Origin of the sequence: Paenibacillus sp. HJGM_3 (genome assembly GCF_045062745.1) — a bacterium.
Lineage (GTDB): Bacteria > Bacillota > Bacilli > Paenibacillales > NBRC-103111 > Paenibacillus_AA.
This window is the reverse complement of record NZ_JBJGED010000010.1, coordinates 56,857-68,975: the sequence shown is the minus strand read 5'-3', so window position 1 is coordinate 68,975 and position 12,119 is coordinate 56,857. Positions and strand designations below refer to the sequence as shown.

Genomic DNA, 12,119 nt, shown 5'->3' with positions numbered 1-12,119 from the left:
TTACAGCTCGTCGTCCAGCGGACTCAAGTTCTCGTTCCCCGTCAGATGCACGAGGAAGTCGACGAGCAGCTCGATCTCGAGCTCGATGTCCCGCAGGCTCACGGTCTCCACCGGTGCATGCATGTAGCGCAGCGGCAGCGAGACGAGCGAGATCGGCACCCCGGCGCCCGTATAGCGCATCTTGTCCGCATCCGTGCCCGTGTTGCGCGGGGTCAGCTCGTACTGCAGCGGGATGCTCCGACGCGCCGCGGCCTGCTCCAGCAGCCGATTCAGCTTGCGGTTGATCGGCGCGCCCTTGGCGAGCACCGGTCCTCCGTCCAGGCGGACGACCTCGTGCTTCGTCGTCGCGCCCGGATAATCGGTCGCGAACGTCACGTCCATCGCCAGCGCGATCGTCGGCGCGAGGCCGGCCGCGGCGAAATAAGCGCCGCCCATGTTCGTCTCCTCGTTGACGGTGCTGGCAGCATAGACGCCCACCGTCACGCCCCGCTCGGCGGCGCGCCGCAGCGTCTCCGCCACGATGAACGCGCCGGTGCGGTTATCGAGCCCCCGACCGCTTAGCCGGTCGTTCCGCAGCAGTTCGGGCTCGCGCTTGTACACGGCGAGATCGCCGACCTGGATGAGATCAGCCAGCTCCTCCTTGCTCGTAGCCCCGCAGTCAATGCAGATGTCGGAGAACTCGAAATTCTCCTTCAGCCCGCCATGGTGCTGCGCATTCGCGCCGATGACGCCGGTGACGGTGCCGCCGTAGCCCAGAATCGTCACCTTCATGCCGACGGCCAGCTTCGGGCTGATCCCGCCCAGCGCATCGATGTAGACGAAGCCTTGGTCGTCGATCCGGCTGACGATCAAGCCGATCTCGTCGCAGTGGCCGGCGAGAAGCACCTTGAAGGGCGCATCCGGATTCAGGATCCCGATGACGTTGCCCGCCAGATCGGTCCGCACTTCATGAGCATAGGGGGTTATGTAGTCCTTCCACTTGCGCTGCAGCATCCATTCCTGCCCCGAGGGCGAAGGGGTGCTCAACAGGTCGAGCAGCCATTGTTTGGGTTTAGGGTCCATGGGTTTGCCTTCCTTTCGCTGACCGTTCATTCCCCTCCATCATAGCGGTTTTGCGGCTGCTTTTCCAACCCGTCCTTCATCATTACGCGGTGGTCGAGCCTCAGGGATCGCCCGCAGCAGCCGCACCGGAGATGTGCGGCAATCTCCTCGCGCCAGCTGTCGGGAATATAAAACTGCTCCAGCACATTGTATACGCGCGGCAGAGCAAAATCATGACCGGTCACCGCCAGGAACGTGAATTCCCGCTCGTTGCACTTCTCGCACTCCGCGATTTGCTTGGAAATGTAGGCGGCCAACCGGTGCAGAATCGTCTCCTTCCCGCTGACGGTTTCATCCGCAATCACCATGTACATCACCTCGATAATAGGAACATTTGTTCCTATTATAACAGTATGGCATGCCGAAGTAAACCGGCTGCATAAATAGAAAAAGCCGCACAGCATCCGCTATGCAGCAACCATTCTATAGAGGCTTCACCGTCAATCCCAATCCGGCTGCTCCTTCTTGGTAGCCTCGGTGCAAGACGGATCTTGACAGACCGAGTAGTAGGTAACGACGTTATCCGAATCAACCGTATCGATGATTGCCGAACAATGCTTGCATAAGATGACACCTAAATTCAATTTCATCGTCGTCTTCTCCATGCTGGATCCCACCTCAATCGAATGATTTGAATCGCGACCTCACATATAGTGTACATTATTCAGTATATATTACGCAATATTTATTTTTCTAGAACGTCATAAATGGCCCGACATCTACTTCATTTTATTCGTCTCCCGCCCAATAAAGTATAACTAAATGATGAAAACACCCGACGAGATCAGCTCACCGGTGAATCCCAGCACTCGATTGCAAGCAAAAAGGAGACTAAAACGATTCAAATCGGCTTCGAACCGCTAAAGTCTCCTGAATTGTATGTTTTCCTTTGTCGTGGAAATGGTTGCAGTAGAATATGCCCTGATGCGCTATCTATCTTTCCCCCGCCCCGGCCTCCACGTAATAAGGGCTTTTGATAAATTTCTCGATCGCTTCCAGCCGTGTCTCCACGCCCAGCTTCTCATAGATGCGGCGCTGATAGTTGTCGACGGACCGCTTGCTCATATGGATACGCTCACCGATCTGCTCCAGCGTCGCGCCCTTGATGATCATCGTCATGATCAGCACCTCGTCTTCGGTCAGCATCGGATCGTCGTACATCGGAGGCGGTGTCAGCCTCAGCTTGTTCAGCGCCGCCCGGGGCAGGACGATATGGTTCTCGAGGATGCAGCCAATCATGTTCTTGATCGCTGCGCGCGTCGTGCCTTTGGAGATGATCGCACTGACCTGCAGCTCGATGAGATGGTTCAACATCTCCGTCACGTCCACGCCGGTGAAGATAACGATATGGATGGACGGGAACTTTTGCTTGATTAGGCGCGTGATGTCAGAGCCGACGAGATCGGGGAGCTGATAGTCCAAGAACACCATGTCCGGCTTGTGCTTCTCCACGGCCTTCATGCAGCCGGCTCCGTCATGGACCAGCCCGATCACCTTGACGCCTTCAATTTGTTCGAGCACCGACCTCGTAGCCTCGGCCATTAGGGGGTGGTCGTCTACCACTAGGATTCGGATGTCCTTGCTCATGCGGATCGCCCTTCTTTCAATGGAAAGATCGCTTGAAACTTATAGCCGTTCCCCTTGCCAGACGTCATCTCGAATCGGCCGTTCAGGAAAAGCACTCTGCTCTTCATCTGGGCGATCCCGATCCCGGAGGAACCGACCTCGGGCAAGCTGATTTGGCGCTCATCAAAGCCTACACCATCATCCTCGTAGTCCAGGTGAAGCTCTCCTTTCGTAGTACGCATCACCATTCGGATATGACTCGCTTGGGAATGCTTCTTGGCGTTGTTGATCAGCTCCTGGACGATTCGGAACAGATGGCGCTTCGTCTCCAAATCCGTATCCTCGATCTGCGCGACTTGGGTAGTAAAGAAATCCAACTTGAACGGACTCACAGCGCGCTCGAAGCGGACGAGCTTCTCGATCGTCGGGATGAGCCCGATCTCCTTCAGCAAGTAAGGGTGCAACTCGAAGCAGCTCTGGCGCAGGTTGGAATTGATGACGTCGATGTAATCGGTCAAGCTGCGGATATGCGCCTTATCCTCCTCGCGGAAGGTGTATTTGTCGATCAGCGTCAGCAGCCGGTCTTTCAGGAAGAACAAGTCTTGCATCGTCGTATCGTGCAGATCGGTCGCGATCCGGACACGTTCCTTCTCCTGCAGCTCGAACATCAGCTTGCGGAACCAGACGAAGTCCTGCGCCGAGTGCTCGTCCGGCAGTTGCGCCGCCCATTGCTGCAGCTGCTGCGTGAGCTTGCGCACGAGATGGATGTTCTCCAGGCCGACTGAAAGGTATGTAACGATGAGATTGAGCCACTGAATTTCTTCTAGACCGAGACGCGTATTTGTCTTCTTCTGCGTCATGATCAAGTAAGAGGTGAATTCCTCGTGATGGTTGATCTTGAAGATGGAGTACATCTCGTTTTCCAGCTCATACTCGTTTGCTTCGATCAATCGCCTAACGACATCTTCCTCGATCGTACCCTCACTGATGATTTCCAAGGAATCATTGTACTTGAGCACAATAGCACCGCCGTACACTTGGATTGAGGTAACAATGTCCACAAGGAAAATGTCTTTCAACTGGCGGAAACTGGAGATCGAGCCCAGATCGCCCGAGATTTTGCGTAGCGCCTTCTGCAATTGATGCTTACGCGGGAAGATGACCGGTTCAAGCTTGACTGTTAAGTATTCCAGAAGATAGAGCGTGGAAGAAATGATTAATACAAAAAGGATAAACTCAATTATTAGCTTTATAGGCGTTAATTCATTAGGGGCTAGCATACTCGTCATAAACACGATAAGTGCGCCAGGTACGATTGCAATTAATGTCGTAAATAAGACTCTGCGCAAAATTATGTCGATGTCATAGATTTGGCGAGTCATAATCAAATATGCGAATGACATTGGAAAAAACAAGACAAACCAGCACATATAGAACGGATCCACAATGGTCTTATTGACTATTAGCATAGGAAGAAACGAAAAACAAACAAGCGGTGAAAATGAAATAATTAGTGAGATCCAAATGGTCTTAATTATGCTTGATGTGAAGGATTTTTCTTTCCGATACCTGAGATACAATCCAAATAATAGCACCAAATTCACAAAAAGTCCGATCACAAAAACCAATAAGGCAAACATACTATTGAATCTATAGATTAGAATTACGATATTTGATTTGCTATAAGTGATAAACTGAATTAAGAAGACACTTAAAATAATATAGTACAAATATTTAATGATCGTTCTAGGAAGGTTAATGCTTCCTTTCTCCTCTAAGAACACTACTAGGAAGTGTAGAAAGATGATAGGCAACAACATAAGAAGTGTTGTAACTAAATGCTTTCCAAGTGTATCTCCTCGGATTGATGCAACCAAACTCATTAAGATTCCACCGATTGTCGCGAACACAAGCGCTAAGTATACGGCTGATTTCGAATAATGTAGTTTCTTGTATAAGATTGCAGCAAGAACAAAAGAAACGATCTCCCCTGTCAAAGCAAGAATATCATACGGTGAAGACGGCTTTAGCTCATCAGTGGACACCGTAAATTGCGACCCTTCCCTAGAAAGTACCATAGTATTGAATTGTTCAATCATGCGCCATTTAATAACAGAAAAATATTCGCCTGGACTTGTATCATCAATCTCAATAACCTGATCCCCTTCTTTTAGTCCAAGTTCCGTCGAAAGACTTCTGGATTCGAAAAAGCTGATTACCCAACGATCTCCATCCTGTTTTTCGACATTTATCCCGCTTACCGGGAAATTAAAAATAATATAAACGAACCATAATTGAGTCAATGCAAAGGCTACTAGGCCTAATCTGATAATTTTTTTTCTAAACAACAGCTTCCCCTCTTTTCTCCTATTATTTAATGATATAAAATGTAATTATTATCTTATGCGGAAGAGAGGTGATATAATGCAAGCAACAGTTAGTTGGTCAACGAACTTGCAATCAGTCGTTCGTGAGATGATGAAGTCCAAAAATGCAAATGAAAGCGATCTCAATGAAAAGCTATTCTCTCTCTCGAATGCTGAGCAAAAGGCAGTCATTAAAAGAATCAACGAGCCTTCCAGAGCAGGAGCAGTGGTTATGGGCTACTGGTACTAATTTCTCACCAATATTCTACCAACAAAAAAAGAGATTGTATATCAGGTGACGGTCGAGACTTGATATATGCTCTCTTTTTTTGTGCCTATAGAGTTACTCGCGATTGCATCATGTTGCAAAAAAAGTTTGCTTCCCGTTGAAGCAATAATGTGCTGTAGCCCGAGCGCTTTCGTATTATCATGGAAGAGTAACCTGGTAGCGCATGATGATAGGGAAGTTACTTGAGAAGGCGAGGAACAGACATGGAGGCTGCAACGAACAGCAAGATACTGGAATTGTCGAAGCTGGAGGACAAGAACTTTCTCGCGATTGCCATCAAGACGGAGCTACATCTCAACAAACATCGCATGCACCTGCTGATGGATTACCGCAACAATCAGGAGTTTATTAAGGAGTTCGCCGACAATATCTCCCGCCGGATGCAGAACTACAAGGAAATTACCGAGTTCGTTTTGCAATCGGAAGCCGAACAGCACCAGCACTATATTTAAACGATCATTTTGCTCTCGTTAATAGATCACAAAGGGACCTTCTCTCCGCTCTCGGAAGGGAGGTCCTTTTACTTGTTGCGGAACCACTTGTTTTACCTCGTCTCGAAAGAGGAGAGGGAAAAGCTCCCTCTCTTAGCACCATTTTACGTCAAAACGCGATTATGTAGGGGAAAACCTCCCTCTCTTTCTGTCTAAAAACGGCTCAGTGGGGCTATATGCGGGGAAAAAGAGGGAGGTTTTCCCTCTGATGGAGGCTATACCGATCCAATGTGTGATAAGAGAGGGAGAAATTCCCTCTTCGTGTCGGGGTTCGCGTGAGGGGGCCAGGGATCCCAGGGTCGCGTGGGAGCCCCAAGGTTCGCGGGGTGATCTACCTATGCGCACCTTAATCAAACTTGCAGCCTCGATGCATTCTCCATGCATCTTTCCACAGTTACTAGGCGCCTAAATGGCACAATCCTCAGCTTCCCGTATCGTTACGCACCCAGCAAGCATCCTCAGACACCCATCAAGAATCCGCAAAACGGAACGCAAACCTCACACTCCACTCCGACCCTAGGGCTAATGCGGAGAAGTCCAGCGCATACACCGGCACCTCGGCGCCGTGATGGTCTACATGGACAAGCTCCGTCACCACCGGCCGAACGGCAGCAGGGTCGAAGTGAATGCGCAACTGCGGGTGGTCGGAACTGTGCAAGTTGACGTCTTCCTGACCGCCAGCCCCCTGCAACGTCACAACTCCCTGCCCCACTTCATCCACTAGCGGCGCGTCGTAAGTGATGAACCGCTCGACGATCGACTCAGGCGGCACCGAGAAGCGGTACGCGTCCTCGAGCACCAGCTCCGGCCTTTCGGACTTGCGCCAGGTGAACGTCCGCTCGAGCCGCTGCAAGGATGGGCAAGCGTACGCGCCGGCCAAGTCCAGGGTGAAGCGGTCGGCTTCGTCCGTCAGCGACGCCTCCAGCACCACAGCGCGATAGTCGGCACCGGGCTCTTGGAAGCAGCCGTTCACGATCGGCACGGAGTGGCCTTGCGAGCCGTTGCATAGGATACCGTAGCGCGTCTCGGGGCGGAAGTACTCCCGCGTGTAGCGGCCGCTGCCGAGGTCGGCCAGGAACGTATGCCCGGCCCCGTACAGGATGAATTGGCCGAGGTCGTTCTGGTTGTGCGGCTCATCGTTGTGGCCGCCCTTCGCGGCGAACGCGAAGCGCTGCGGCTGCGGCCGCCGCCGCTCCACTGCCGACGCCTCGACTCGCGAAACGAGCCACTGGGCGTCGGGCAAATATGTCGAGCCGGCCGGCCACGGCTCGCCCACCGCCCGCTCCGGCCGGAACCAGATCAGGTTCCGCGCCGCGGGCGCCCAGCGGCCGCAATGATCGGCCGCATGAGCAGCACGCAGTTCGGCGGCCGGCGCCGCGAACCGGCCCGGATACTCGCCCAGCAGACAGTGGGCGAGGCCCATATAGACGCCATACTCCGGATGGGCGTCCGAGAAGTTCGCCACGAGCCGGCCGTCCAGGAAGGACGCCTGCGAGAACCGGGCGATCGCCTCGATCCCGTCGAGCGCGAACAGATCCAGCGCTCCACCCGTGCGCTGGCGCAGCATATCGGCGAAGTAGACGTAGTAGCCGAAGCCGTACTGCCAATAGCCGTAGCCTTCCTTGCACGCCCCGTCAGGTTCGTAGCCGAGCAGGAACGACCGCAGCACCGGCAGGACATGGACGAGCACGTCGGCGAGCTCGTCCGACTGCTCGGCGCGATCCAGCATATAGATCGCCGCCGCTCCGAGTGAGCCGGCGCAGACCGACGCCCAATTCATCCGCGACCTCTCCCAGTGGAACGGCTGAGCCCGCTGGCTCACGAACGGGCGCAGCGCACGCCCGAACACTTCCTGCACGATCCGCTTGTGCAGGAGCGGGGGCAAGAGCGGCCCGAGAAGCGCGGCCGCCTCGCTCAGCGCGAACGCCGTCTCCGCGGCGAACAGGTCCACTTGCACACGCGGATCCTCCGCGTAAAGCGAGCGTACCCGGCGATCGTCGGCGTTCGTCTCCTCCGAGCCGGTCAGGTGCGCCGGCAGGCACCACGTGTACTCGTCGCAGATCGCCCAGATGATCTCGGCCGCCGCCTCGCGTAAGACGCGGTTGTCCGGCTCCAGCCAGCTGAGCAGTACGGTCGCGGTCAGCCGCTTTCGGCGCTCGAAATACGGCCGCTCGTATTCCACCCGCGTCCCAACCGTCTCATAAATACGAAACAGTCCGTAGCTCAGCTCGCTGATCGGCTCCCGGAGCAGCCGGTCACCCTCTGCCTGAATCTCCCCCAACAAATCCACATAAGCCGGATCGCCGTTAATCGCCTGACGTACGTCCACACCAGAACGCCCCTGGAACAAGTACGTTCCAGGGGTGCGCTCCCCAGCTTCTAGTGCCGCCCGGCGCAGCAGCGCCGCCAGCTCGTCCCTTCCGATCTCCCATGGCATATTCATCGTCATTCCCCTTCATGTAGCTAGAATTAAGACTCCATGCCCTTCTACTTCAACAGAACCTTTCAAAACCCTGCCGCTCAGCAAATCGGTACGCGTCTCCCCGGAAGGCAATCGGACCGACGCTCGCCCTGCATTATGGTTCAAAACAAACGTGAACGTCCGCCCTGCCTTGTGCCGCTCGGCCAGCTCGATGCCCCGATCGGCGTCGAGCGGAGCGCGCAAGCCCACCTCGGCGCACAAACTCTCGCACAGCGCATCCAAGAACGCTTCGTCCGGGGCGGTCGCCACATAATACGCCCGGCCCTGGCCGAAGCGGTTCACGATCAGCGCAGGCATGCCGGCATAGAAATCGTCGCCGTAGACGGCCAGCGCTTCCGCCCCTTCCAGATGCAGCAGGTCGCACAGCAGGCTGCATTCATATTCTCCCTGAAGCGCGCCATGCCCCGACTCGCGCATGACGATCCGATTTTTCATCTCCGGCGTCAGGGCGTCGATCTCCTCGACCCAGATACCGAGCAGCCGGCGCAACAGGCCCGGATAGCCGCCCAGCGTAACGAGGTCATTTTCGTCCACGAGCCCGCTGAAGAAAGTCGTTACGAACGTGCCACCCGCGGCGACGAATGCCTCGACCCGCTCCGCTACGCCAGGCTTCAGCATGTAGAAAACAGGAGCGACGACCAGCCGATAGCCGGAAAAATCACTCAGCGGACTGATCACATCCATGGCGATATTCCGGTCATAGAACGCCCGGTAATACGACTGCGCCTGCTTCAGGTAGTCCAAGTCGACACTCGGCCCACTCGACATGTTCACGACGATCCACGTGTCGATGTCGAACAAAAGCGCCGCTTCGGCGTGCGTCTCGCTGTCCAGCAGCGTGTCGCCTAGCGCCTGCAGCTCCTGCCCAAGCGCGGCGCATTCGCGGAACACGCGCGTCTCCCCGTGGCCCGCGTGCTCGATCACCGCGCCGTGATACTTCTCGCAGGCGCCGAACGACCGGCGCAGCTGGAAGAACAGGACTGTGTCGGCGCCCCGCGCCACCGCCTGGTAGCTCCACAGCCGCATGACGCCCGGACGCTTTAGGCTGTTGTACGGCTGCCAGTTTTGCTGGCTCGGCGTCTGCTCCATGAGCATGAACGGCCGGCCGCCGGCCAGTCCGCGCATGTAGTCGTGCCGCATCGCCACATGGCCCATCGGCTCGTTCATATGCGGGTAGCTGTCCCAGGAGATAACGTCCATCCGCTCCGCCCACTTGGCCAGATCAAGTCCGTTAAACAACCCCCAGAAATTCGTCGTGATCGGCACATCCGGCGTAACGGCCTTAATCTCGTCGTACTCGCCCTGGTAGCAAGCAAGGATCGAGTCGGACATAAACCGCTTGTAGTCGAGCGCCATGCTTTGGAAGCAGCGGTTGTCCCCATTCAGATTGGTCGGAGGCACGATCTCCTCCCAGTCGTACACCGTGTGGCCCCAGAAGCTCATGTTCCAGCGCGCGTTCAGCGTCTCGATCATCCCGTAACGCTCCCGCAGCCAGACGCGGAATGACGCCGCGCACGTGTCGCAATAGCAGTGCGGACCGTACTCGTTGCCCACATGCCAGATGAGCAGCGCAGGATGGTCCTTGTACCGCTCCGCCAGCCGCCGTGCCAGCCCGCGCGAGAGCCTGCGGTAGTCGGGGCTGTTGGGGCAGAAGTTCACCCGCGAGCCGTGCGTCCGCTTCCGTCCGTCCTCGTCTACGGGCAGCACGCCCGGATACTTCCGCGAGAGCCACGCCGGCTGAGCCGCGGTGGACGTGGCGAGGCAGACGTAGATCCCGTTAGCGTGAACGAGATCAAGCAGCCGATCGAGCCACTCCATCGTGTACACGTCTTCGGAAGGCTGCAGCTTGGCCCAGCTGAACACCGGCAGCGTCACGACATTGATGCCCGCCTGCCGGAACAGCCGCATGTCCTCGTGCCAGATCTCCTCCGGCCACTGGTCCGGGTTGTAGTCGCCCCCGTACCAGATCGTCGGCAGCTTGGCATTGATCATGGGCGCACCTCGGCGTAGAACTGCTGCATCACATAGAACGCCGGTTTTTTATACGTTTTGTCCGCATTCAGCAAGCCCTTCGTGTTGTAATACTCCTGCGAGAAATGCAGGCGCCGCGGACAGCGGAAGTCGTACAAAATCCAGGGGCTCGTCCCTTTCACGTAAGGGATGCGGGCGATAACGTTCACTTGCTTGCGATAGATGTCCAGCTGGCAATCCTCCGTGCCCTTCTCGTCCACCGTGCCGCGATACCCGGCCTTGGCGTCTGCGCCGAACTCGGTGATGATGACCGGCTTCGTCGGCCGGCTATTCTCGAACAACCGAATCAGGTTGTTGAAGTCCGTCTGATACCAGCCGTAATATTGGTTCGCCCCGATGACGTCGAGGTATTCCGCCAACCGGTCGTCCATGATGTGGTTCACATGGTCTAGCATGCAGGCGGCTGAGACGAGGCGGGTCGGGTCGAGCGACTTCGCCCGCTTCGCCAGCGAGCTCATGAACCGCAGCCGGGACGACGTATCCGCATTCTCGTTGCCGACCGACCAGATGATGACGCTAGCGCGGTTGATATCGCGCCGAATCAGCTCGGTCAGCTGATTCTCGGCGTCGGCGTACGTGTCCGGGTTATCGAATTCGATCGCCCAGTAGACGGGAATTTCTTCCCACAGCATGATCCCGAGCTCGTCGGCCAGCTGCGCGGCGCGCTCCGTATGCGGATAATGCGCGAGCCGCATATAATTGCAGTTCATTTCCTTGGCCAGGCGGAAATTGTCCAGAATTTCGTCGTCAGTCATCGCCTTGCCATTCAAGACGCTTTCTTCATGCGTGCTGATCCCCTTCAGGTAGATCGGGGTCCCGTTCAAATAAATGTCCGTGCCCACCACGCGAATCTCCCGGAAACCGATCCGCTCCTGTATACGGTCTGCGCCATATTGAGCTTCTACCTTGTACAGCTTCGGACTGTCCGGGCTCCACAGCTCAGGCTGAGCCTCCAAGATCGCCTCCCCATATCCGTCAAGAATCTCAATCTTCGCGTCGATCCCCAGTTCTTCAATCCGCAGAGAAAAGGTTTCACGCGCACCCGCAACAGCCCCATTCCCGTTAATCCGGGCTTTCACCTGCAACCGGCTGAAGCCGCTTCCCGGTACGAGCGCGACCGAGAAATGCTGGATGAACGTTGCCGGCAGCCGGATTAACTCCACGTCCCGGTAGATGCCGCCGTAATTGAACCAGTCCGTGTTGTCACATGGCACCTGCGTCCGCTTGCGAGTGTTGTTCGCCACGACGAGAAGGCGGTTCGATTCCTGCAGCTTGCCGGTCACCTCGATAAAGAACGGCGTTGAGCCGCCCTTATGGCAGCCGAGGTACTCCTTGTTCAGGAACACCTTGGCATCGTAATTGACCGCGCCGAACTTGATGAACACCCGTTCCTCGCCCTTGTTCATGTACAGGAACCGGCGGGTGTAGACGACGCTGCCCTCGTACAGCAAGTACTTCTCGTCCTGCGTGTTCCAGACGCTCGGCACCTTCATCGTCGGCCATTGATCGAAGCTGAAGTCGATCGGGTTGTAAAAGCCCTCATCGTCCTTGATTGCCTCCTCGAACCATTTGGCCCGCAGGCATGTATCATATTGGTCGATGCCGTAGTTCCACTGGCCGTTCAGCAGCTCCTTCGGCCGCCCTCTGTCGTACACCATCGTCTCGTTCGTAATCCTCTTAGCGAGATACGGCGTCTCATATGACGCATTATGAATGCTGTCGACGAAATTGTCCGCTTGCTTCTCGATTTCCATTGTCATGCTCGGAACACCCTTTCCAGGCTTTACGCCGCG

10 protein-coding genes are annotated in these 12,119 nt (G+C 55.8%); 2 read left to right on the top strand and 8 right to left on the bottom strand.

Annotated features, from left to right (window positions below):
• The 5 genes from ACI5FR_RS13220 to ACI5FR_RS13200 form a co-directional block, all read right to left on the bottom strand.
• Window positions 1–1,062: a M20/M25/M40 family metallo-hydrolase gene (locus ACI5FR_RS13220; RefSeq protein WP_405454991.1), complete on the bottom strand. Its 1,062-nt coding sequence runs from the start codon at window positions 1,060–1,062 to the stop codon at window positions 1–3.
• 26 nt (window positions 1,063–1,088) lie between these two features.
• Window positions 1,089–1,409: a hypothetical protein gene (locus ACI5FR_RS13215; protein ID WP_405454990.1), complete on the bottom strand. Its 321-nt coding sequence runs from the start codon at window positions 1,407–1,409 to the stop codon at window positions 1,089–1,091.
• Window positions 1,410–1,541: 132 nt separating this feature from the next.
• Complete coding sequence (locus ACI5FR_RS13210; RefSeq protein ID WP_405454989.1) at window positions 1,542–1,706, bottom strand: GapA-binding peptide SR1P; 165 nt, start codon at window positions 1,704–1,706, stop codon at window positions 1,542–1,544.
• A gap of 328 nt (window positions 1,707–2,034) precedes the next feature.
• Window positions 2,035–2,688: a response regulator transcription factor gene (locus ACI5FR_RS13205; RefSeq protein ID WP_405454988.1), complete on the bottom strand. Its 654-nt coding sequence runs from the start codon at window positions 2,686–2,688 to the stop codon at window positions 2,035–2,037.
• Window positions 2,685–3,806, bottom strand: coding sequence for a sensor histidine kinase (locus ACI5FR_RS13200; protein ID WP_405454987.1), 1,122 nt, complete (start codon window positions 3,804–3,806; stop codon window positions 2,685–2,687). The genes ACI5FR_RS13205 and ACI5FR_RS13200 overlap by 4 nt, the downstream gene beginning before the upstream one ends.
• 1,285 nt (window positions 3,807–5,091) lie before the next feature.
• On the opposite strand from ACI5FR_RS13200, the gene ACI5FR_RS13195 reads away from it, so the two are divergent.
• Together ACI5FR_RS13195 and ACI5FR_RS13190 are read left to right on the top strand one after the other, a co-directional pair.
• Window positions 5,092–5,283, top strand: a complete 192-nt coding sequence (locus ACI5FR_RS13195; RefSeq protein ID WP_405454986.1) for a hypothetical protein — start codon at window positions 5,092–5,094, stop codon at window positions 5,281–5,283.
• Window positions 5,284–5,525: 242 nt separating this feature from the next.
• Window positions 5,526–5,774, top strand: a complete 249-nt coding sequence (locus tag ACI5FR_RS13190; RefSeq protein WP_405454985.1) for a hypothetical protein — start codon at window positions 5,526–5,528, stop codon at window positions 5,772–5,774.
• A 508-nt stretch (window positions 5,775–6,282) separates the two neighbouring features.
• Here ACI5FR_RS13190 and ACI5FR_RS13185 read toward each other — a convergent pair.
• Genes ACI5FR_RS13185 through ACI5FR_RS13175 form a run of 3 tightly spaced genes read right to left on the bottom strand, consistent with a single transcriptional unit; the run spans window position 6,283 to window position 12,086 of the window.
• Window positions 6,283–8,256, bottom strand: a complete 1,974-nt coding sequence (locus ACI5FR_RS13185; protein WP_405454984.1) for a heparinase II/III family protein — start codon at window positions 8,254–8,256, stop codon at window positions 6,283–6,285.
• A gap of 12 nt (window positions 8,257–8,268) precedes the next feature.
• Window positions 8,269–10,287 carry a beta-galactosidase gene (locus tag ACI5FR_RS13180; RefSeq protein ID WP_405454983.1) on the bottom strand — a complete coding sequence of 673 codons (2,019 nt, stop codon included), beginning with the start codon at window positions 10,285–10,287 and terminating at the stop codon, window positions 8,269–8,271.
• Window positions 10,284–12,086, bottom strand: a complete 1,803-nt coding sequence (locus ACI5FR_RS13175) for a glycoside hydrolase family 2 protein (protein WP_405454982.1) — start codon at window positions 12,084–12,086, stop codon at window positions 10,284–10,286. The genes ACI5FR_RS13180 and ACI5FR_RS13175 overlap by 4 nt, the downstream gene beginning before the upstream one ends.
• Window positions 12,087–12,119: the final 33 nt, after the last annotated feature.

Coding starts and splice junctions, on each gene's coding strand:
- ACI5FR_RS13220 (WP_405454991.1), bottom strand. CDS start 1,062: ATGGACCCTAAACCCAAACAATGGCTGCTCGACCTGTTGAGCACCCCT.
- ACI5FR_RS13215 (WP_405454990.1), bottom strand. CDS start 1,409: ATGGTGATTGCGGATGAAACCGTCAGCGGGAAGGAGACGATTCTGCAC.
- ACI5FR_RS13210 (WP_405454989.1), bottom strand. CDS start 1,706: ATGGAGAAGACGACGATGAAATTGAATTTAGGTGTCATCTTATGCAAG.
- ACI5FR_RS13205 (WP_405454988.1), bottom strand. CDS start 2,688: ATGAGCAAGGACATCCGAATCCTAGTGGTAGACGACCACCCCCTAATG.
- ACI5FR_RS13195 (WP_405454986.1), top strand. CDS start 5,092: ATGCAAGCAACAGTTAGTTGGTCAACGAACTTGCAATCAGTCGTTCGT.
- ACI5FR_RS13190 (WP_405454985.1), top strand. CDS start 5,526: ATGGAGGCTGCAACGAACAGCAAGATACTGGAATTGTCGAAGCTGGAG.
- ACI5FR_RS13185 (WP_405454984.1), bottom strand. CDS start 8,256: ATGAATATGCCATGGGAGATCGGAAGGGACGAGCTGGCGGCGCTGCTG.
- ACI5FR_RS13180 (WP_405454983.1), bottom strand. CDS start 10,287: ATGATCAATGCCAAGCTGCCGACGATCTGGTACGGGGGCGACTACAAC.
- ACI5FR_RS13175 (WP_405454982.1), bottom strand. CDS start 12,086: ATGACAATGGAAATCGAGAAGCAAGCGGACAATTTCGTCGACAGCATT.